Annotated in this window: 19 protein-coding genes; 16 read left to right on the top strand and 3 right to left on the bottom strand. The window is 42.6% G+C overall.

What is annotated here, in order from left to right; all coding sequences use genetic code 11:
* Nucleotides 1-24 precede the first annotated feature (24 nt).
* The 3 genes from HMPREF2893_RS06565 to HMPREF2893_RS06560 form a co-directional block, all read right to left on the bottom strand.
* A complete protein-coding gene (locus HMPREF2893_RS06565; protein WP_070675131.1) occupies nucleotides 25-1,242 on the bottom strand; it encodes an MFS transporter in 1,218 nt (405 codons plus the stop codon).
* On the bottom strand, nucleotides 1,239-1,415 hold the full coding sequence (locus tag HMPREF2893_RS11120) for a hypothetical protein (RefSeq protein ID WP_173019406.1): 177 nt from the start codon (nucleotides 1,413-1,415) through the stop codon (nucleotides 1,239-1,241). Before HMPREF2893_RS11120 ends, HMPREF2893_RS06565 begins: the two co-directional genes overlap by 4 nt.
* A gap of 110 nt (nucleotides 1,416-1,525) precedes the next feature.
* On the bottom strand, nucleotides 1,526-2,386 hold the full coding sequence (locus HMPREF2893_RS06560; protein WP_070675127.1) for a helix-turn-helix domain-containing protein: 861 nt from the start codon (nucleotides 2,384-2,386) through the stop codon (nucleotides 1,526-1,528).
* Between the two features lie 197 nt (nucleotides 2,387-2,583).
* Between HMPREF2893_RS06560 and HMPREF2893_RS06555 the strand changes: the two genes are divergently transcribed.
* The 16 genes from HMPREF2893_RS06555 to HMPREF2893_RS06480 all read left to right on the top strand — a co-directional run bounded on the left by HMPREF2893_RS06555 (nucleotide 2,584) and on the right by HMPREF2893_RS06480 (nucleotide 21,925).
* Nucleotides 2,584-3,123, top strand: a complete 540-nt coding sequence (locus HMPREF2893_RS06555; RefSeq protein WP_070675124.1) for a YceD family protein — start codon at nucleotides 2,584-2,586, stop codon at nucleotides 3,121-3,123.
* 124 nt (nucleotides 3,124-3,247) lie between these two features.
* Nucleotides 3,248-4,726, top strand: a complete 1,479-nt coding sequence (locus tag HMPREF2893_RS06550; protein ID WP_003017392.1) for a flotillin family protein — start codon at nucleotides 3,248-3,250, stop codon at nucleotides 4,724-4,726.
* Nucleotides 4,727-4,894: 168 nt separating this feature from the next.
* Nucleotides 4,895-6,319, top strand: coding sequence for an NADP-dependent phosphogluconate dehydrogenase (gene gndA / locus HMPREF2893_RS06545; protein WP_070675122.1), 1,425 nt, complete (start codon nucleotides 4,895-4,897; stop codon nucleotides 6,317-6,319).
* A gap of 9 nt (nucleotides 6,320-6,328) precedes the next feature.
* Nucleotides 6,329-7,027 carry a response regulator transcription factor gene (locus tag HMPREF2893_RS06540; RefSeq protein WP_070675119.1) on the top strand — a complete coding sequence of 233 codons (699 nt, stop codon included), beginning with the start codon at nucleotides 6,329-6,331 and terminating at the stop codon, nucleotides 7,025-7,027.
* Between the two features lie 236 nt (nucleotides 7,028-7,263).
* Nucleotides 7,264-9,456: a PTS transporter subunit IIBC gene (locus tag HMPREF2893_RS06535; RefSeq protein WP_037608409.1), complete on the top strand. Its 2,193-nt coding sequence runs from the start codon at nucleotides 7,264-7,266 to the stop codon at nucleotides 9,454-9,456.
* An 85-nt stretch (nucleotides 9,457-9,541) separates the two neighbouring features.
* Nucleotides 9,542-10,354, top strand: coding sequence for an endonuclease/exonuclease/phosphatase family protein (locus HMPREF2893_RS06530; RefSeq protein WP_070675116.1), 813 nt, complete (start codon nucleotides 9,542-9,544; stop codon nucleotides 10,352-10,354).
* A 164-nt stretch (nucleotides 10,355-10,518) separates the two neighbouring features.
* The gene (gene nrdR, locus HMPREF2893_RS06525; protein WP_003005476.1) at nucleotides 10,519-10,992 is read left to right on the top strand and encodes a transcriptional regulator NrdR; all 474 of its coding nucleotides are present in this window, start codon (nucleotides 10,519-10,521) and stop codon (nucleotides 10,990-10,992) included.
* The gene (locus HMPREF2893_RS06520) at nucleotides 10,993-12,171 is read left to right on the top strand and encodes a replication initiation and membrane attachment family protein (protein ID WP_070675113.1); all 1,179 of its coding nucleotides are present in this window, start codon (nucleotides 10,993-10,995) and stop codon (nucleotides 12,169-12,171) included.
* Nucleotides 12,172-13,071, top strand: coding sequence for a primosomal protein DnaI (dnaI, locus tag HMPREF2893_RS06515; protein WP_003008404.1), 900 nt, complete (start codon nucleotides 12,172-12,174; stop codon nucleotides 13,069-13,071).
* Nucleotides 13,068-13,781 (top strand): nitroreductase family protein, encoded by a 714-nt coding sequence (locus HMPREF2893_RS06510; RefSeq protein ID WP_070675110.1) that lies wholly within the window; start codon nucleotides 13,068-13,070, stop codon nucleotides 13,779-13,781. Before dnaI ends, HMPREF2893_RS06510 begins: the two co-directional genes overlap by 4 nt.
* 57 nt (nucleotides 13,782-13,838) lie before the next feature.
* The gene (gene der / locus HMPREF2893_RS06505; RefSeq protein WP_003005632.1) at nucleotides 13,839-15,149 is read left to right on the top strand and encodes a ribosome biogenesis GTPase Der; all 1,311 of its coding nucleotides are present in this window, start codon (nucleotides 13,839-13,841) and stop codon (nucleotides 15,147-15,149) included.
* A gap of 607 nt (nucleotides 15,150-15,756) precedes the next feature.
* A complete protein-coding gene (locus HMPREF2893_RS06500) occupies nucleotides 15,757-18,855 on the top strand; it encodes a pilus expression-regulating Snf2 family helicase (protein WP_070675102.1) in 3,099 nt (1,032 codons plus the stop codon).
* A 55-nt stretch (nucleotides 18,856-18,910) separates the two neighbouring features.
* Nucleotides 18,911-19,561 (top strand): divisome accessory protein ZapJ, encoded by a 651-nt coding sequence (locus HMPREF2893_RS06495; RefSeq protein ID WP_003017389.1) that lies wholly within the window; start codon nucleotides 18,911-18,913, stop codon nucleotides 19,559-19,561.
* A 9-nt stretch (nucleotides 19,562-19,570) separates the two neighbouring features.
* Nucleotides 19,571-20,905, top strand: coding sequence for a UDP-N-acetylmuramate--L-alanine ligase (gene murC / locus HMPREF2893_RS06490; protein ID WP_024054775.1), 1,335 nt, complete (start codon nucleotides 19,571-19,573; stop codon nucleotides 20,903-20,905).
* 81 nt (nucleotides 20,906-20,986) lie between these two features.
* Nucleotides 20,987-21,403: a GNAT family N-acetyltransferase gene (locus HMPREF2893_RS06485; RefSeq protein ID WP_024054776.1), complete on the top strand. Its 417-nt coding sequence runs from the start codon at nucleotides 20,987-20,989 to the stop codon at nucleotides 21,401-21,403.
* Nucleotides 21,404-21,415: 12 nt separating this feature from the next.
* Complete coding sequence (locus tag HMPREF2893_RS06480) at nucleotides 21,416-21,925, top strand: GNAT family N-acetyltransferase (RefSeq protein ID WP_176745539.1); 510 nt, start codon at nucleotides 21,416-21,418, stop codon at nucleotides 21,923-21,925.
* The last annotated feature ends 67 nt before the right edge of the window (nucleotides 21,926-21,992 follow it).

Here is a 21,992-nt window from a genome sequence, read left to right as displayed (position 1 = left end):
AAAATCCACCAAACGGTGGGTTTTTTATTTGGTAGTTAAGAGGAGGGTAGTGAAACCAAGGATGGCAAAGGTCCCCCAAGCTAGGGGAAGGCTCCAGATAGCTAGACTAGAAAAGAGAGCTGTCCCAAGTGGCATGGCAAAGCTGACCATCAGTCCCAAAAAGCTAGAGGTAGAAGCTAATTTTTCAGCGGGTAATTTACTCATTAAAAGACTGGAAACTTTTGGGTTGATTTTTGCAACAAGATAACCAAGGAATGTGATGAGTAGAAGGGAAAGAATGTCCCAGTGCATCAGGATATTTGTGAGACCAAGCATGGTCAGCCCACCTGTGATCCACAGGAGGATATGGTGGAGCGATTGCTTGGAAAAATAATCGTGGGGTGTCAGGCTAGCCCATACCATGCTTAAAATAGTTACTGCCTCTAAAATTAAGAGCGACTGGCTAAAGCTCAATTGAAAGAAGGGGGAGTGAAGCAGTTGCAAATTGTAGATACCTGAGATGGATCCCCCAAGAGCATTGATGAGAACCAATGAGAAGAGCAACTTACCAAAGTGGTGGACCTCCTCATCTGCAAAAATACTTTTGGCGTTCTGGTACATCTCTTGGCATTCGTGTACCAAAGAATTCTTACTTTTGGGCTCAATGACGGGATCATGTGTCAGCTGCTTTTTTCTAATCAAGAGACAGGTAGAAGACAGGAGAAAAGTCACTGCATTGATCGAAGCGACCAGGGCAAAATTTTGATGGCTGATAGCTAGCAGCCAAACTCCTAGAGCTTGTCCAGAAATCGAACAGACCATACTAAGCAGTTGGTTGAAGGAATAAGCCTCCATTAAATCCTCGTCTGGGATGTTCTTTTTCATGATAGGGAGTTGCAAGCCTCCGCGATAGTCACTCAAACAATCTGAAATAATGTTTAAAAAGCAAACAATCGAAAAGGCTAGGTAACCCGGAATCTTGGTCATGAGAGCAATAAGGATGAAGAGGATGGCTTGAAGATAGCCAATGCGGATCAACCAGTTAGCTTTTTTCTTCGTGCGGTCAGCCTTCATCCCGACAAAAATGGTAAAGAGGCTAGGAATAAACACAATGAGATTAGCAATTCCAACTGCTAGGCTCGGCTGTGGCATACTGGCAGCAAAGACCACAAAGACCAGATTGTAGATGGCAGCGCCAAGGGTATTTAAAAAGCGTGAAAGACTAAGTAAGGCAAAAATTTTATTACGAGCTAAGAGTTTCATGAGCCTTCCTCCTTCACGTGATTAGTTGCTAGGACTTGTTTGATGGATCGAAAGATCTGTTTGAAGAGGTCCATTTTCTCCTCTTCAGAGAGAAGAAGTTCCTGATCCTTCAGATAAACGCTGGTATGTGAGAGAAGAAAGCGGAGGAAGTGGTTTTTTAGTTTGGTCATCATGGGAAGAACCTTCTTTCTTTACTTGATAGTCCTATTGTAAACCTAAAAAGCAAGAAAAAATTAATGTTGCATATTTTCAACAAAAACTCACAGAGTAGATCTGTGAGTTTTTAGGATTTATTGATCAGTTCTTGCAGGCCCTGTTTGTAGTAGTTGGCACTGTCCTTACAATCCAGAATAGAGAGAACCTGGATGGCCTGTTCCATCTTTTCAAGACCGATTTCTTTTTCTCCCTTTCGATAGAGAAATTCTCCTTTGGCGTAGAGATAAACCGTCCGAAGGTAGGCTTCGTTCTCAGAGTAAAAGTGGTCGTTAATTAGGTGGTCAAAAAAAGATGCATCTTCAAATTCATTTGAACTAATGGCGAGAAAAAAGCCATTAAGGAAAATAGAATTGATGGCAGGACGAGAGGAATCTAGGAGAAGCTTGAAATCCTCCCGTTGGACCAACTCCTCTGTGTATTGTCGATAGAGCTGACTAGAGAAAAGAGGAGAGGTCAGTGAAAATAGGCTTAACTCAAAATTTCCCCAGACCATGACAGAGAAGAGGTAGTCATAGAGGAAATCTAGTTCCTCTTGGCTAGCAGCCAACTCTACCTCAGGATATAAGCCAAGTATTTTGGCCTTGAGAATAATGCTGGCTAAGAAGTCTTCTTTTTTCTGATGTTTCTGGTAGGCTTGCTGGTAGCTTTGGTACAAGTCTTGGTCGTGTTCCAAGCTCATGTTTTCATAGTGCTCTTTCAACAATTTGGGAATAAAGGAGTGCTGATCGATTCCTGCTAGATGAGAAAACTCACTGAGGCTGGTTTTGATCTGTTGCAAAGCCTGAAAAAACCGTTGCGTCGTCAGGTCATTTTCTCCTCTTTCAAATCGAGATAACATGGAGCGCGAAAATTCGCCACCCGTAGCCTCCTCTAGAGAGATGTGGCGACTTTCACGTATTTGCCGAAAAACAGCTCCGATTTCTTTCATGAATTCTCCTCTATCTAACAATGCCCTAGCCAGTGACCCTCTTTTGTCCAAGAGATGGTGGAACCTTGTGTACAACACCAATTGGCCTAGTTACTGTATCTTTTTTCATGATTATAACAAATTTTTGAGGAGACTTCTTGGTTGAGGGGCAGCTTCATGATATACTAGTAGTATCTAGAAGATTTGAGGACAAAAGAATGAACCTATTTACACAAGAAATCCGTAAAAATCCTGAAGGACTAGCCTTTGATCAAGAGTTGGATTTGCTCAAGGAATTGCAAAAGCGTAATCCAGAAATTCTTGATTTAAAGAATGTGACAGCGACAGGACGAGTAGCCTATGATACAGGCCTCTATGTCTTGGATTATCAGTTGACCTACACCATCGTTTTGGCATCTAGCCGAAGCATGGAGCCTGTCGATCTTCAAGAAAGCTATCCTGTAACAGAGGTATTTGCGGAGGATGTACAGTCTGACGCAGATATCGAGGCCCTAGAGGAAGACTTGATCCTTCCAATCGAAGGTGGGAAGATTGACCTGAGTGAGAGTGTAGCGGATAATATTCTGCTCAATATTCCCCTCAAGGTTCTCACTCCAGAAGAAGAGGATGGACAAGGTTTTATCGAAGGCAATGATTGGAAAATCCTATCCGAAGAAGAATACCAAGCCGCTCAAGCGATTAAGAAAGAAGAAAACAGTCCTTTCGCTGGTCTTCAAGGATTATTTGACGAAGAATAAGCTAGAGATTGCATTTGATAAATTTAGACATAAATACAGGTCTTTTCTTTGAGGAAAGGCCTTCTTTTGATATACTAGGATTAATAAACAACAGAGGGGAGACCTCTAAAAAAGGAGAAAAAGTATGGATACTTTATTTATTCCAGGTTGGTTGATTACTTTTGTAATCGTAGCCATTCTTGTATTGATCTTGTTGGTCAAAGGGTATGTCAACGCTAAACCCAACGAAGTCGTGGTCATTACCGGTCTTCGGAAGCAACGTCACTTGCGTGGGAAAGCTGGCTTTATGATTCCCTTTGTCGAACAACGCTCTTATCTTGATATTGAGCAATTCTCGACAGATGTTCGGACGTCAGAAGCAGTCCCAACACTGGACTTCATTAACGTCCGTGCCGATGCAGCTGTTAAATTAAAAATTGGTACAACCGATGAAATGATTGCCCGGGCTGCAGAAAACTTCTTGAACTGGAATACGACAGATATTTCCAATTCTGTCCAAGATGTCTTGGAAGGAAACCTGCGGGAAGTGATCGGTCAGATGGAGCTCCGTAAGATGGTCAATGACCGTCAAGAGTTTGCCTCAAAAGTGCAAGACAACGTAGCGCCAGACTTGGCTAAAATGGGTCTAGAAGTCATCGCCTTTACGGTTCAATCCTTCTCTGATGAAGGGGGAGTCATCGATAACCTCGGGATTGAAAATGTTGAAACCATTAAGAAAGATGCCTTGATTGCCAAAGCCAAAGCAGAACGCGAACGCAAGGAAGTCGAAGCAGAACAAGATAAATTGGCCAACGACAAACGCGTCGCTGCCGATCTTGAAATTGCACAAAAACAAAACGAATTAAAACTTAAACAAGCAGCCCTCAAGCAAGAAGCAGATATTGCCCAAGCAAAAGCAGATGCCGCTAAAGGGATTGAGGCAGAAGTGCAACGTCGTGAACAAGAGCGCGTGGCAGCCGAAGCCAATATCATGAAACAGGAAAAAGAAGCGGAAGTCAAAGAGCGCGAAGTTAAGGTTCGTGAGCAAGAATTGGATGCCAACATCCGCAAACAAGCTGAAGCTGAAAAATATGCGCGTCAACAAGCTGCAGAAGCAGAATTGATTGAACGCCAACGCAAGGCGGAAGCAGAGCTCTTCGAAACACAAAAAGAAGCCGAAGCTCGGAAAGCCCAAGCCGAAGCTGAGAAATTTGCTCAATTGCAAGAGGCCGAAGCTATTGAAGCCAAAGGTCGTGCTGAGGCTGAAGCCATTCGCTTGAAACTGGAAGCCGAAGCCAAAGGTTTGGACCAAAAGGCCGAAGCGATGAAGAAAATGCAAGAAGCTGCCATTACTGAAATGGTCGTTGATAAGTTGCCTGAAATTGCGCGTGCTGTCGCAGAACCATTAACCAAGGTTGATAAGATCACCATGTACGGGGAAGGCAATGCTTCTAAGATGGTGGGCGATATTATGCAAAGTATCGACCAAGTCTCTCAAGGAGCCGGATTTGATATTCGTCAATTGCTAGCAGGAGCTCTTGGGGTCAATATGACGGTCAATAAACTCAAAGAAGGAGAACAACCGGTCATTGAAGCAGAGGAGTTAGCTTCTAAAGAAGATTAATGCCATTCATCAAGAAGTGTCTGAGAACTGTTTCTCGGGCGCTTTTGTTTTTAAGATCAAATGACTTGCATGATCTTCTCCCTCTAGAGAAGGCGGGAAGCTATTTTCTGCTTTCTTTTGAGGAGGAAAAATGGTAGAATAAAGGCAAACTATAAAGAGGAGTGTCACATGACTAAAGCAAACTTTGGTGTTGTTGGTATGGCCGTAATGGGTCGTAACCTTGCCCTTAATATCGAATCTCGTGGCTACACAGTTGCCATTTTTAACCGTAGTAAAGAAAAAACAGAAGATGTGATTGCTTGCCATCCTGATAAAAACTTTGTGCCAAGCTATGATATCGAAAGCTTCGTAAACTCAATCGAAAAACCACGTCGTATCATGCTCATGGTTCAAGCAGGACCTGGTACAGACGCAACCATCCAAGCCCTTCTTCCACACTTGGACAAAGGTGATATCTTGATCGATGGAGGAAATACTTTCTATAAAGATACCATCCGTCGTAATGAAGAATTGGCGAGCTCAGGAATCAACTTTATTGGTACTGGTGTATCTGGTGGGGAAAAAGGTGCCCTTGAAGGTCCTTCAATCATGCCTGGTGGGCAAAAAGAAGCGTATGACTTGGTAGCTGACGTTCTTGAAGAAATCTCTGCAAAAGCGCCTGAAGATGGAAAACCATGTGTGACTTACATCGGTCCTGATGGAGCTGGTCACTACGTGAAAATGGTCCACAACGGGATCGAGTACGGGGATATGCAATTGATCGCAGAAAGCTATGACCTCATGCAACACTTGCTTGGTCTTTCTGCAGAAGACATGGCTGAAATCTTCACTGAATGGAACAAGGGTGAATTGGACAGCTACTTGATCGAAATCACTGCGGATATCTTGAAACGCAAAGACGACGAAGGTCAAGATGGACCAATCGTAGACTACATCTTGGACGCTGCAGGAAACAAAGGAACTGGTAAATGGACTAGCCAATCAGCGCTTGACCTTGGTGTACCATTGTCACTCATCACTGAGTCAGTATTTGCTCGTTACATCTCTGCCTACAAAGAAGAACGTGTACACGCTAGCAAGGTTCTTCCAAAACCAGCTGCATTCAAATTTGAAGGAGACAAGGCTGAGTTGATCGAAAAAATTCGTCAAGCCCTTTACTTCTCAAAAATCATCTCTTACGCACAAGGTTTTGCGCAATTGCGTGTTGCTTCTAAAGAAAATAATTGGAACTTGCCATTTGCGGACATCGCATCTATCTGGCGCGATGGATGTATCATCCGTTCTCGTTTCTTGCAAAAGATCACAGATGCTTACAACCGCGATGCAGATCTTGCTAACCTTCTATTGGATGAGTACTTCTTGGATGTCACTGCTAAGTACCAACAATCAGTTCGTGACATTGTAGCTCTTGCTGTTCAAGCAGGTGTACCTGTACCAACCTTCTCAGCAGCCATCACTTACTTTGATAGCTACCGTTCAGCGGATCTTCCAGCGAACTTGATCCAAGCACAACGTGACTACTTTGGTGCTCACACATACCAACGTAAAGACAAAGAAGGTACCTTCCACTATTCTTGGTACGACGAAAAATAATCTTGCTCTATGGTCAAACGAGTTCTACTAGTAGAAAATGAGAAGCAAATCGCTCGCTTCATTGATTTGGAACTTCAAAAAGAGGGGTATCAAGTTGATGTGGTCGAGGATGGAAAAGCGGGTCTGGCCTTGATCGCTGCGACCAAATATGATCTGATCTTGTTTAATTACGATTTGTCAGATATGTCTGGTGAAACATTCGCAGAGGAAATCAGTCGGATTCGCCCAGCTTCTGTTTTGATTGTTTTGGATAGCCGCGAAAAAATTGCTGAGCACAAAGAGAGTATTCAGCGCTTTGCCGTTTCCTATATGGTTAAACCCTTTATTATCAGCGATTTGGTAGATAAGATCACAGCCATTTTTAGAGGACGTGATTATATTGACCAACATTGTAGCCAAATGAAAATCCCAACATCATACCGCAATTTGCGCATTGATGTGGAACACCATACCGTCTATCGTGGGAAAGACATGATTAGTTTAACCCGCAGAGAGTATGATCTCTTAGCGACTCTGATGGGAAGCAAAGAGGTGGTGACACGAGATCAGTTGTTGGAAAGTGTCTGGAAGTACGAGAGTACAGGTGAGACTAATATTGTGGACGTCTATATCCGTTATCTCCGTGGGAAAATTGATCTACCCGGTCAAAAAAGCTATATTAAGACCGTTCGTGGGATTGGCTATGCCATGCAAGACACATTAGAATAAAATATTCGAACCCTTAGAGGGTTCGAATATTTTTATGACTCAAGGGAAACGTTTGCGTTTGAAAAGGATGGGTTTTAAAAAGGATTTGGCTAAAAAAAGATAAAAAAAGATAAAATTTAGAGAAAAAAATGAATGTAAGGCTTTACAAATTTTTAAAATGTGGTATACTAGAAACAAATTAAGCGCAAACGTTTTCTTAAAAACAAAAGCCTTAAACAATATAAGGAGGTTGAATGATGAATAAAGGATCATTCAAAAGTTTATTTAGCTTTGAATTCTGGCAGAAGTTTGGTAAGGCCTTGATGGTCGTTATCGCTGTCATGCCAGCTGCTGGGTTGATGATTTCAATCGGGAAATCAATCCCTATGATCAACCCGAATTTATCTCCACTTGTTATTACAGGTGGGATTCTCGAACAAATCGGTTGGGGGGTTATCGGTAACCTTCACATCCTCTTTGCACTCGCTATCGGTGGTAGCTGGGCCAAAGAGCGTGCTGGGGGTGCCTTTGCGGCTGGTCTCTCTTTCATCTTGATTAACCGTATTACCGGTGCAGTTTTTGGAGTTACATCTGCAATGTTGGCTGATAAGGATGCTACCGTTCATACGATCTTAGGTGGATCAATTAAAGTTGCAGACTACTTCATTAGTGTCCTTGAAGCACCGGCACTTAATATGGGGGTGTTTGTAGGGATTATCTCAGGTTTTGTTGGAGCAACTGCTTTCAATAAATACTATAACTACCGTAAACTTCCAGAAGCCCTTTCTTTCTTTAACGGGAAGCGCTTTGTCCCATTCGTTGTTATCGTTCGTTCAGCTCTTACAGCCTTGGTTTTGGCAGCCTTGTGGCCAGTGGTTCAATCAGGAATTAATGGATTCGGTGTCTGGATCGCCAACTCACAATCAACAGCTCCAGTATTGGCACCATTCTTGTTTGGTACCTTGGAACGTCTTCTCTTGCCGTTTGGTCTTCACCACATGTTGACCATTCCAATCAACTATACTCAATTGGGTGGTAGCTACCAAGTTCTTACAGGTGCTGCCAAAGGAACAACTGTATTTGGACAAGATCCACTTTGGTTAGCTTGGGTAACAGACCTTGTTAACTTGAAGAAGGCAGATCCTAGCCAATACCAACACTTGCTTCATGCGTACACACCAGCTCGTTTCAAAGTTGGTCAAATGATTGGATCATTTGGTATCTTGATGGGGGTTGTAGTTGCTATCTATCGCAATGTGGACCCAGATAAGAAAGAAAAATACAAAGGGATGCTTTTTGCAACTGCCCTTGCTACATTCTTGACAGGTGTTACTGAACCAATTGAATACATGTTCATGTTCATTGCAACACCTTTATACCTAATCTATGCCTTTGTTCAAGGAGCTGCCTTTGCAATGGCTGACTTGGTTCACCTTCGTGTCCACTCATTCGGTTCAATCGAATTCTTGACACGTACCCCAATGGCCATCAACGCTGGTTTGGCACTAGATATCTTTAACTTTGTATGGGTAACAGTCCTCTTTGCCTTTATCATGTACTTCATTGCTAACTTCATGATTAAGAAATTCAATTATGCAACTCCAGGACGTAACGGTAACTATGAACAAAATGATGATGCCCCTGCAGGAGATGGTGCAGCAGCAGGTGCTGCTACAAGCTCAGCAAGCTCACAAGTCATTAACATTATCAACCTTCTTGGTGGACGTGCTAACATCGTCGACGTTGACGCATGTATGACTCGTCTTCGTGTAACCGTTAAGGACGCTGAAAAAGTCGGAACAGAAGAACAATGGAAAGCTGAAGGCGCTATGGGTCTTGTCATGAAAGGACAAGGGGTCCAAGCGATCTACGGACCTAAAGCTGACGTATTGAAATCTGATATCCAAGACGTTCTTGATTCAGGTGAAGTTATTCCTGAAACACTTCCTAGCCAAATGACAGCAGTTCAAAAGGCTGAAGCAACCTTTAAAGGGGTAACTGATGAAGTTCACTCTGTTGCAGATGGTGAAGTGATTAACATCGAAGATGTGAAAGATCCTGTATTCTCACAAAAAATGATGGGAGACGGATTTGCAGTTGAGCCTGAAAATGGGCACATCGTTTCACCAGTTGCTGGTAAAGTTACTAGTGTCTTCCCAACCAAACATGCCCTTGGTTTGGTAACAGATAATGGTTTGGAAGTCTTGGTTCACATCGGTCTAGATACTGTTAGTCTTGAAGGAAAACCATTTGAGGTTAAAGTTTCTGAAGGTCAAACAGTGGCTGCTGGAGACCTCTTGGTGGAAGCAGACCTTGATGCAATCCGTGCAGCTGGTCGTGAAACTTCAACAATTGTTGTCTTCACAAATGCAGATGCGATTAAATCCGTTAAGGTCGAACATACTGGTAAATTGGCTGCAAATGCGCCAGTTGCAACAGTAGAATTATAAGAGACGTCGGCAAAGAAAATGAGGTTGGGGCAGTGCACCCGGCCTCTTGCCGTTTCTTGATTTGGAGAGAAGGAGAAATCAGGGGATGAAATTTTTAACATTAAATTCCCATAGTTGGATGGAAGAGAATGCTCAGCAAAAATTTGAAACCCTCAAGGAACAAATTTTGGAAGCGCAATATGATGTGATCTGTTTCCAAGAGGTCAATCAAGAAATGGCCTCAGAAACAGTCGAAACAGATGAGTATTATCAAGCTTTGCCATCAGCTGTAGCCATTCACAAAGATCACTTTGTTCGCGTATTGGTAGAAGAGTTAGCTGCTCAAGGACTCCATTATTATTGGACTTGGGCCTACAACCATATTGGTTATGATCATCTCAATGAGGGTGTAGCGGTTCTTTCGCGTCAACCCTTGAAGGCGGATGAGATTTTGGTATCCAATATGGATGACCCAACGGACTATCATACGCGTCGAGTGGCCGTTGCCCATACAAGTGTGGATGGCAAAGAAATTGCTGTTGCCAGCGTCCATCTTTCTTGGTGGGACAAAGGTTTCCAATTTGAGTGGCCACGCATTGAGAACTACTTCAGCCAAGTAGGCAAACCCTTTATTCTAGCTGGTGATTTCAATAATCCTGCTGGTCAAGAAGGGTATGAGACGATTCTATCCAGTTCCCTTAAACTTCAAGACAGCTTTATAGAAGCCAAAGAAACCAAGGGTACTTATACTGTAGGCCCTGGAATCGATGGCTGGACGGACAATCAAGTTCCATTGCGAATCGATTACATCTTTGCAAGTCCAGAATGGGACATCCAGCGTCTACATGTCATTTTTGATGGTCAAAACAAAGCCCATGTCAGTGATCACTATGGCTTAGAAGCTGAATTGTCACTTTAATATTAACGGAGAGTCGAAAGGAAAACGATTTTATTCAATCGTCCTTCGACTCTTTTTTATGGATCAATGAGGAGCAAGCATAGGGGATTCTCCTGTTCTTCTGCTTTCTTTACGATTCAATTTATGGTAAAATGAAGTGTTAAAACAGTTTAAGGAGGTAGCAAATGCGTTGTCCAAAATGTGGTGGAAGTAAGTCTAGTGTGGTGGATAGTCGACAAGCTGAAGATGGGAACACCATCCGTCGTCGCAGGGAATGCGAAGAGTGCCATTATCGCTTTACTACCTACGAGCGAGTGGAAGAGCGGACCCTAGTGGTTGTCAAAAAGGATGGGACACGCGAGCAATTTTCTCGTGATAAAATCTTTAACGGTATTATCCGCTCGGCTCAAAAACGGCCTGTTTCTAGTGACGAAATCGAAGAAATTGTAAACCGAATAGAGCAAAAGGTTCGGAGCCAAAGTGATAATGAAATCAACAGTGAGTATATTGGTTCGTTGGTCATGGATGAGTTAGCAGATCTAGATGAGATCACCTATGTCCGTTTTGCTAGTGTTTACCGGAGTTTCAAGGATGTCGGTGAGTTAGAAACCCTCTTGAAACAAATTACGAAGGGAACCAAGAAGAAAAAGGAAAAATAGATGAAGCCCAATACGCCTTTCGCATTTTTAAAAAATAATCTTCTTCCACCGGCAGGGGCTGCATTGGAGCAGTATTACCTGCCTATTTTGGAGACGGAAACGGTAGCAGTTTATCGTTATCTGCTGGCCTCTTATGATCAGGGTGAAAAACAATATTTACTTGCTCAAATCCTCAATCACTTGAATATAGGATTTCCACAGTTGCTACTAGCCTTTGATCGCTTAATTGCTATGGGGTTGATCGATCTCTATGAGGAAGAAGTTGGGATCGCCATCCAATTACATGCTCCTCTTGCCTCAGAACAATTTTTTTCGAATGCTGTTTTTAAACGCTTGCTTGAAAAAAAGATTGGGGAAAAGGCCGTGGAGGATTTGCTCCCAGCACGCTCTTTAGGGACTAGACGGCAAGTTTCCTTCTCGCAAGTCTTTGGACTAGATGCTGGGGAGACGACCGTTCTTCCAAGTAAGAAACAGCAGTTTGATATGGAGATGTTTAAGCGAATGATGGGGCGTGATGGACTTCGTTTTGCGGATGAAGGAGAAGCAACCTTAGCCCTCTTTGCCATCGCAGAAGAACAACAATGGACCTGGTATGAAACCTATCTCCTAGCAAAAGAAACGGCTGTAGACCGGATTGTCTCTCCAAAGAGAATGAAGCAAAAGTTGGCTCAGGCGAGCCAAGAGCAACCACGCATGTCCTATAGCCGTCAGGAAGAAACCATTCTGAGGGAAGCTAAGGCAAAATCCAGCCTACAATTTCTAGCAGAGATTAAGAAGGCGCGCAATGCGACCATTACGCAGAGCGAACGCAAGACTTTATCCAAGTTAGCTGATCTAGGCTTATTAGATGAGGTGATCAATATCATCTTATTGTTGACCTTTAATAAGACCCAGTCTGCTAATCTCAATGAAAAGTATGCTTTGAAGGTAGGAAATGATTTTTCTTATCAAGGGGTCAACAGTGCAGAACTGGCGATTTTAAAAGTTCGAGAACGCCAGGAACAAGCTAAGGCTCAAGGAAACAAGGGAACGAGTCCTACATCAGCCAAGAGCAAGCACAGCAATGTTCCCAAGTGGAGCCAACCAAACTATCAAAATCAAACCAGTCAAGCAGAAAAGGTGGATCTTGCTAAAGAGAAACAACGCCTGTTAGAAAAACTGAATCAAGGAGGTGAGTAGATGGAAAGTGTAGGTCAAACTATGTCTCACATGAACCGTGCGCGTCAATTTAACTATGAGGATTTGGTCGCACAGATCTTGGCAGACCAAGAAGTTGCTGCCTTTATCAAGGACCAGTCTTTGTCTGAACAAGAAATTCGACGGAGTATTTCAAAATTTAATCAATACATTAGTGAACGCAACCGTTTCTTATTGGGAGATCCGGATTATATTGCCAAAGGTTATAAGCCCATCCTCACCATGAATGAAGGCTATGCGGATGTCGCTTATGAGGAAACACCAGAGTTAATCGAAGCCCAAAAACGAGCTGCGATCAACCAACGTCTCAACTTGATCAATCTCCCTTCAACCTTGAAAGAAGCGAGTCTAGCCAAGGTAGAACTCGATGATAAGGGGCGATTTGAGGCCTTTGAAGAATTAGCTAATTTTGTGGCCAACTATCCTGAATATCAAAAGGGGATCTACCTCTATGGTGATTTCGGAGTAGGAAAGAGCTACATGATGGCAGCCTTGGCTCATGATTTATCCGAAAAACGCCAGGCCTCTACTACCCTACTTCATTTTCCAAGTTTTGCTATCGATGTTAAAAATGCCATCAGTTCAGGCTTGGTCAAAGAAACCGTCGATCAGGTGAAAAAAGCCGAAATTTTAATTCTCGATGATATCGGTGCGGAACAGATGTCAGCCTGGGTGCGAGATGAAATCTTACAAGTGATTTTGCAGCACCGAATGCAGGAAAATCTCCCAACCTTCTTTACTTCTAACTTTAATTTTGAAGAGTTGGAACGTCATTTTGCAGCTTCGCGTAATGGAGATGAAACCTGGCAGGCCAAACGTGTCATGGAGCGCGTAAAATTTTTGGCCAAGGAAATCCATCTGGAAGGAGTCAATCGTCGATGAATGAAACCATCCGTTTAATGAAATCTCATTTTTCTGTTCGCCGTTTTAAGGAAGAAGCCATCAAAGAAGCTGACCTCAAGGAAATTTTATCAGCTGGGCAGATGGCATCAAGTTGGAAAAACTTTCAGTCTTATTCTGTGATTGTGGTCAAAAGCAAGGAAAAGAAAGAAGCTCTTTACGACTTGCTTCCTCAAGAAGCGATTCGCCAATCAGATGTCTTTCTCCTCTTTGTTGGGGATTTAAACCGCGCTGGAAAAGCTGTCAAACTTCATGAGCAAGATTTCCATCCTGAAGGGGTAGACAATTTACTGATTACCTCAGTGGATGCGGCTCTAGCAGCTCAAAATACGCTATTGGCAGCTGAAAGTCTCGGTTATGGTGGAGTGATTATCGGCATGTTACGTTACTGTTCAGAAGAAGTCGCAGAACTCTTCCGTCTGCCAGACTATACCTACCCTGTTTTTGGGATTGCTCTCGGAGTACCTAATCAGCAGCATGCAGTGAAACCACGTTTGCCATTGGAGCAGGTTGCTTTTGAAGAAGAATACCAAGAACAAGACCTTTCAGTTGTGATTGCCTATGACAAGGTTCAGGCAGATTATGCTGGAGCGCGTGCAACCGACAGCTGGAGCGAGCGCCTTGCAGCTCAATTTGGTCAACCTGAACAAGAAGAGACCAAAAAACTACTAGAAAAACACAAACTATTATGAAATGAAGAGAGGCGTTCTTGAACTGAAGTCTCGCCTTTCATTAGAAAAGAGGAAATCATGGCCCTACCAACTATTGCGATTGTAGGCCGTCCCAATGTCGGAAAATCGACGCTCTTTAACCGGATTGCCGGTGAGCGGATTTCCATCGTTGAGGATGTAGAAGGAGTCACTCGTGACCGCATTTATGCAACAGCTGAGTGGTTGAATCGGAAATTTAGTATCATTGATACAGGGGGGATTGATGACGTAGATGCCCCATTTATGGAGCAAATCAAGCATCAGGCAGAAATTGCTATGGACGAAGCAGATGTGATCGTCTTTGTCGTTTCTGGGAAAGAAGGGATCACGGATGCGGATGAATATGTCACTCGTATCTTGTATAAGACCCATAAACCGGTGATTCTTGCAGTCAACAAGGTGGATAACCCAGAGATGCGCAATGATATCTATGACTTTTATGCCTTAGGACTGGGTGAGCCACTACCGGTATCGTCTGTCCACGGGATCGGAACTGGAGATGTGCTCGATGCCATCATTGAAAATCTTCCGAATGAAACAGAAGAAGAAAATCCAGATATCATCAAATTTAGCTTGATTGGTCGCCCAAATGTTGGGAAATCAAGCTTGATCAATGCGATCCTTGGAGAAGACCGCGTTATCGCAAGCCCTGTTGCTGGAACCACACGGGATGCCATCGATACCCATTTTACCGATGCAGATGGCCAAGAATTTACCATGATCGATACAGCCGGTATGCGCAAATCTGGTAAAATCTATGAAAACACTGAGAAATATTCTGTCATGCGTGCCATGCGTGCCATCGACCGTTCAGATGTGGTTTTGATGGTCATTAATGCCGAAGAAGGAATTCGGGAGTATGACAAGCGGATCGCTGGCTTTGCTCATGAAGCTGGTAAAGGTATGATCATTGTTGTCAATAAATGGGATACTATTGAAAAAGACAACCATACCATGAAGCAGTGGGAAGATGACATTCGCGATCAATTCCAATACCTTTCTTATGCGCCGATTGTTTTTGTCTCTGCCTTAACCAAACAACGCTTGCACAAGTTGCCAGAGATGATCAAACAGATCAGTGAGAGTCAAAATACACGGATTCCTTCAGCTGTCTTGAACGATGTGATTATGGATGCCATTGCCATTAATCCAACGCCGACCGACAAAGGAAAACGCCTCAAGATCTTCTATGCGACACAAGTGGCAACCAAGCCGCCAACTTTTGTGGTCTTTGTTAACGAAGAAGAACTGATGCACTTCTCATACCTCCGTTTCTTAGAAAACCAAATTCGCAAGGCCTTTGTTTTTGAAGGAACTCCAATCCATTTGATTGCGCGAAAACGGAAGTAGGGAATATGAGACAAATGGATCAAAGTGGAGAAGGATATTTCAAATGATAAAATGCTCATTCTTCCAACTATGAAAACAACTAAAAGTAGCGCATAAGCGTTGCTTTTTTTAATAAGTTGGTAAAATGAAGTGGAGGATAGTCAGATGCGTAGTTTCATAGTCCGGATATTCTTTATTCCTTATGCTTTTTTAAGGATGAGTAGAGTAAACTCATGAAGATCATGAGAGCTTTAGGTTTGTGTACTTATTATTTAAAATCTATCTGTATCTCTTGTTTCTCGGTTCGATCGTAAGCTTGGAGCTCTTGATCCTATTGTTGGGGATTTTATTAAAAAATAGGTCGTGTTTTTTGTCTTTTTCTGTGGGCTATCAGGATCTTTCTCCTCTCTATTTATCTATTCTGTCTATTGTTCGCTCAGACGGTTAAAAGAGAAAAATCATGGATAGCTGATTGAGGTAACTCTATTACGAAATCAGGTGAAAAGCTGGGACAATACTGTCTCAGTTTTTTCTAAAAGTAAGTTAAAATCCTTTTAATAGTAAAATTATCTTTTATAATTTTTTCTTAAATATGGTATAATAAAGGGATTAATCTAAGGTGGTAAACATGGCAAAATTAATTCCTGGGAAGGTTCGTTCACAAGGGAGCCTTCTCTATGAAGCTGGGAAAGTTTCCCTTCAGGAAGTAAATGAAAAATACCTGTATTTTCGGGTGGAAGAAGAAAGCTTGCGGTACAGTTTGGACGACGATGCCGTTTTTTGTAGCTGTGCTTTCTTTCAAAAGAAAAAATTCTGTACGCATCTGGCAGCTGTGGAAGCTTTTTTGAAGAATGATGACAGTGGGAAAGCAGCTCTTGCAAGTCTTGAAGAAGATGCCACGGCGACTGAAGAAACGCAGGAGAAGGTCTCTTTTGGAAGTTTGTTTTTAGACCAGGTCCTTCCAAAAATCGAAAAGAAAGCAACACGCTATGTCTTATCAGCAGTCGGGCAGGAGGATGAATACTCTGGTCAATTCTTATGGACCCTTCGCATTCGTCGCTTGCCAGACGAGCGTTCTTATGTGATCAGAGATGTACTAGCTTTTTTGCAGACCCTTCAGAAAGAAGGCCACTTTGCAATTGGCAAAAGTTACTATGAACCCATTTCTTATTTAGAATTTGATGGGCCTAGTCAGGATGTGATCAATTTCCTACAAGGCTTGGTCACAGATAGTGGCTCGAAAGAGCAAGATTTCTTTCCCAATGCTGGGCGCCATCTTTATTTTCCACCGACTCTCTTTGAAGAAGCTGTAGAATTACTGATGAATTTGGATTCCTTCCTCTTGCAATACAGCTTGTATGATTTTTCTGAAGTCTATTTTCAGGATGTCCATGGGGAGGAAGATCTCTTTCACTTTCAGGTGGAAGACCATGGTGATTTTTACGAATTGATCATTACTGAGCCACAAGTGAAGGTTGTCGAGTCTGCTGTTTACCTGTTTCGAAATGGTGTCTTCTATCACCTGACGCCCCAACAGCGAACCCTATGGAAGGCCATCCAAGATCTTCCAATGGATCAGGATCGCAAAAAACGACTGCATTTTGATCCAACGGATCAAACAAAGCTTTCCTATAGTTTAAAAGAGTTCAAAAAACTGGGACAAATAACAGCCCCGACCAGCTTTTTAATCCACGATTTCACTCCGGAATTTCATTTTGATCTAGCACAGGATCAGACTGTATTACTGGATGTTGTCTTTCAATACCAGGATCGTGTGGTGACCACGCGTGAGGAACTTCTCAATCTTCCTTATTCTAGTGATTTCGATAAGGAGCAAGAAGTCTTTTCAACCATGCTAGCAGCAGGTTTTACGGATGATTTTTCTTCCCAAAGAAGTCCTTTATCAAGTGAGCAAATCTATCCATTCTTTCACCAACAGATCCCGACTTTTGAAGCCTTAGGAGAGGTTACCCTCTCTGATAGCCTTTTAGATCTTTATCAAGTGGAGCGTCCAAAAATTGATGTTAAAACCAATGGCAGTCTACTGGAGATCGGTTTTGACTTTGAAAGTGTGGATCCAGCCGAAGTGGACCAGGTCCTCAAAGCTCTAGTAGGGCAAAAAGACTATTTTGTCAGCCATACAGGGAAAGTTCTTGTCTTTGATGAAGAAACCAAGAAGATCAGTCGAGCCTTAGCAGATCTGCGGGCGAAAATGAGCAAGGGTGGGAAACTACAAGCCCGCCGGATTGCCGCTTATCAGCTATCTGATTTGTTGGCAGATCAAGACAATGTTCATTTTTCAGAAGACTTTCGAAATTTAGCTCATGATTTGACTCATCCAGAAGACTTCCAACTCCCTCAGATGACAATCCAAGCGACCCTAAGGGATTACCAAGAAACAGGGGTTAAATGGTTCTCCATGTTAAATCATTATGGTTTTGGTGGTATTTTAGCGGATGATATGGGGCTTGGGAAAACCCTGCAGACTATTTCCTTCTTGACCAGTGTCGCAAAAAAAGAAACTAAAATCTTGATTCTAGCTCCATCTAGTCTCATCTACAATTGGAAACAAGAATTTTCAAAATTCGCTCCTCAGATGGAAGTGGCAGTCGTCTATGGTCTCAAGCAGCACCGAGATGAACTCATCGCAACCAATCCACAGGTAGTTATCACTAGTTACGCGTCTTTTCGTCAAGATGTGGAGGAATACCAGAAGAATCAGTATGAGTACTTGATTCTAGATGAAGCCCAGGTCATGAAAAATGCCCAAACCAAGATTGCCCAACACTTACGTGGCTTTGAGGTTCCGCATGTGTTTGCCCTATCTGGGACACCGATTGAAAATCATGTGGGTGAACTCTGGTCCATTTTCCAAATTGTCCTTCCAGGGCTCTTCCCAGCTAAAAGAGAATTTCAAAAATTGAGTCCTGAGACCATTGCACGATTTGTCAAACCTTTTGTCATGAGACGGAAAAAAGATGAAGTGCTCCAAGAATTACCGGACTTGATTGAAACAACCTACCACAATGAGTTGGATGAAAGCCAAAAAACGATCTATTTGGCTCAATTAAAACAAATTCAAGATCGGGTTCGAAGCTCTAGCGAGGAAGAACTAAATCGGAGTAAGGTGGAAATTCTCTCGGGTCTCATGCGCCTTCGCCAAATCTGTGATACCCCCGCCCTCTTTATGGAAGACTATCAGGGAGATAGTGGGAAATTGGAGAGCCTTCGAGATCTTTTGGGTCAAATCAAGGATGGCGAACACCGGGTTTTGATCTTCTCTCAATTTAGAGGCATGCTGGATATCCTAGAGCAGGAGATTGACCAGCTTGGCATGACCTCCTTTAAAATCACAGGTTCTACTCCCGCTAAAGATCGACAAGAAATGACCAATGCTTTTAATGCAGGTGAGCGCCATGCTTTTCTCATTTCTCTGAAGGCTGGAGGGGTTGGATTGAACCTCACTGGTGCCGATACGGTCATCTTAGTCGATTTGTGGTGGAATCCTGCAGTGGAAGACCAGGCTATTGGACGTGCCCATCGAATGGGACAGGAACAAAATGTTGAAGTTTACCGCATGATTACTCGTGGTACGATCGAAGAAAAAATCCAAGAACTACAAGCTTCCAAAAGACACTTGGTCTCAACGATTTTAGACGGAACGGAAACACGATCTAGTTTATCGGTTGAGGAAATTCGTGAGATTCTTGGAATTCAGTCAGAATAGCTTGAAAAATTCTGTGAATAGTTTATAATTAATGGAGTGTCGAAAGGAAGAAAGCATGACAGAAAAATATTTTCCTCAAGTAGGGGATAATGAGTTGATGTTAACAGAGATGCCCCACATGAACCTGTATGATGAAACAGACTTGATTAGTAACATTACAGGCGACTATGTGGATAAAAATTATTTGGAATGGCAACCGATTGCTGAAAATACCAAACCTAAGCATCCTTACCACCAACCATTAGAAGAGCCCCTACCGAAAAGACGGCCAGTAAGAAAACCTGATTTTAAAGAGCCGATTGATAAAAAAAGCCCAGCCAATCGTTATGCAGAGGAAGCGAGAGAGCGCGCTCGTGAAGATTTGAAAAAGAAACGCACAGCTCCCTATCTGACAACGGATCCAGCAGCTACTACAAGTAAACGGAAAAAACCATTTATTTCTGAACGAAAACCTGGTCAGCCAACGGCTCCCTTCCAAAAGGAAAATCCGGGTGAATTATTGAAATATAGCAAACGATTACGACAAGATCAGTTGATCCTTGCAGAGTTCGAATCTGCAGGAGAACCAGAAGTGGCAGAACCGACTGAAAAGAAAAACAATTATGATTTCTTAAAGACTAGCCAAATATACAATAAAGATCAGCACAAGTTGAAACCACAGCCAATCAAACAAGAATTGGATTTAACCCATCTAGATCAAGAATAAGGAGAAAACATGTCTAATACATACCATTTTATTGGAATTAAAGGAGCAGGGATGAGTGCTTTAGCCCTCATGCTTCACCAAATGGGACATACGGTTCAAGGGTCAGATGTTGAGAAGTATTACTTTACGCAACGTGGCTTGGAACAAGTAGGAATTCAAATTTATCCATTTGATGTGAAAAATTTGGAAGGCGACAAGATCCTCATTGCCGGGAATGCTTTCCGTCCAGATAACAATGTGGAAATTGCTTATGCAGATGAGCATGGCCTAACTTATAAACGCTACCATGAATTCCTTGGTGAATTTATGCGTGACTTCGTCAGCATGGGGGTTGCCGGAGCACACGGAAAAACCTCGACAACAGGGATGCTTTCTCACGTCTTATCAAATATCACTGACACCAGTTATTTGATTGGTGACGGGACAGGTCGTGGCTCTGCAGCAGCCAAATACTTTGTCTTTGAATCAGATGAGTATGAACGCCACTTTATGCCTTACCATCCTGAATACAGCATCATCACCAATATTGACTTCGACCATCCAGACTATTTCACGAGCTTGGAAGATGTCTTTAATGCTTTTAACGATTATGCCAAACAAATCAGTAAGGGCCTCTTCATCTACGGAGAAGACAAAGAATTGCGTCGGATTACCTCATCAGCACCAATTTATTACTATGGTTTTGATAAGGAGACGAACGATTTTGTGGCAAGCAACTTGCTTCGCTCAACGACAGGTTCAACCTTCAACGTTCATTTCCGTGGAGAAGATTTGGGGCAATTCCATATCCCAACATTTGGTCGTCACAACATCATGAATGCTACAGCAGTCATTGGTTTGCTTTACATTGCAGGATTTGATTTAGATTTAGTCCGCGAGCATTTGAAGACCTTTGCTGGAGTGAAACGTCGCTTTACTGAAAAAGTAGTCAATGGAACAGTGATCATCGATGACTTTGCGCACCATCCAACGGAAATTATTGCAACCTTGGATGCGGCCCGTCAAAAATACCCAAGTAAAGAGATTGTGGCCATTTTCCAACCACATACCTTTACACGGACCATTGCCTTGTTAGATGAATTTGCAGAAGCCTTGAATCAAGCAGATGCTGTTTACTTGGCACAGATCTATGGCTCTGCGCGTGAAGTCGATCACGGCGATGTGAAAGTTGAAGATTTGGAAGCAAAAATTGTCAAACGCTCAGCGATTATTACAGCTGAGAATGTTTCTCCTCTTCTTGACCATGATAATGCAGTCTATGTCTTTATGGGAGCAGGAGATATTCAAACCTATGAATACTCATTTGAGCGTTTATTATCTAGTTTGACACATAGTGTACAATAAGAGATGATTGAGTCTGGAATCTTTTGGTTCCAGACTCAAATTTATCTGTCCACTGAAGGAGTATGAGATGAGGAAAGCAGGATGATGATTCGATCAATCACCCCAGCTGATCAAGAACAGCTGCTGTTACTAGAAGAAGAACTTCATGGCAATGAAGGAAAGGAGCACAGGGCCACTCTTGAGGAAGCGCTAGGTTCGAAGGAAGCCATTTCTTTGCTTGCAGAGCAGGCGGGGGATGCTGTGGCTTACTTGTTGGCGACAGAAGACCAGCCTTTAAAAAGAGACCTAATTGTATTGCGACTAGCAGTGAGACCAGCCTTTCAAGGTCAAGGCTATGGTTCTATTTTAATCGCTGCTTTAAAGGATCTAGCTGTTCAAAAGGAAAAGGAAGCCATTTGGATCGATTGCCCAGAAGACTTACTATCTTATTTTTCCCAGCAAGGATTTCGAGATGAAGCTGAGTCTGATCGAGGTGTCCATATGGTTTGGGAACGATAGAAGGAGTAAATGATGAAAGAAAAGATTCACATTAGACAGGCAGAGCTGCAGGATTTGGATGCCATCGAGCGCATTGAGCTTGAGAATTTCTCAGAAGAAGAAGCGATTGCGCGTGAGATTTTAAAAGATCACATCGAAAAGATTCAAACGACATTTCTTGTAGCAGAGTGCCAGGGTCAGATTTTAGGCTATTTAGAAGGACCTGTTAGACCGGAGCGCTATTTGATCGATTCCTCTTTTTCAGAGGTTGAAGATCTAAGTCAGTTAGAACAGGGCTTTATTTCCATTACGAGTCTATCCATTGCTAAAGAAGCTCAAGGACTTGGAGTGGGAACCCTTTTGCTTGAAGCGATGAAAGAGATTGCGTTGAAAGATAATCGCCAAGGGATCAATTTGACCTGTCATGATTATTTGATTCCTTATTATGAAAAGCAAGGATTTACCAATGAAGGCCGGTCAGAATCCCAATATGCGGGTGAAGTTTGGTACAATCTGGTCTGGGAAAATGAAAAACTTGATTAAATAGGTATTTTAAAGAAGAAAGGCGATTTGTATTGCTTTTCTAAATCTTTTAAGATATAATATTAAG

Origin of the sequence: Streptococcus sp. HMSC072C09 (genome assembly GCF_001813105.1) — a bacterium.
Lineage (GTDB): Bacteria > Bacillota > Bacilli > Lactobacillales > Streptococcaceae > Streptococcus.
This window is presented reverse-complemented; position numbering and strand designations above follow the sequence as displayed.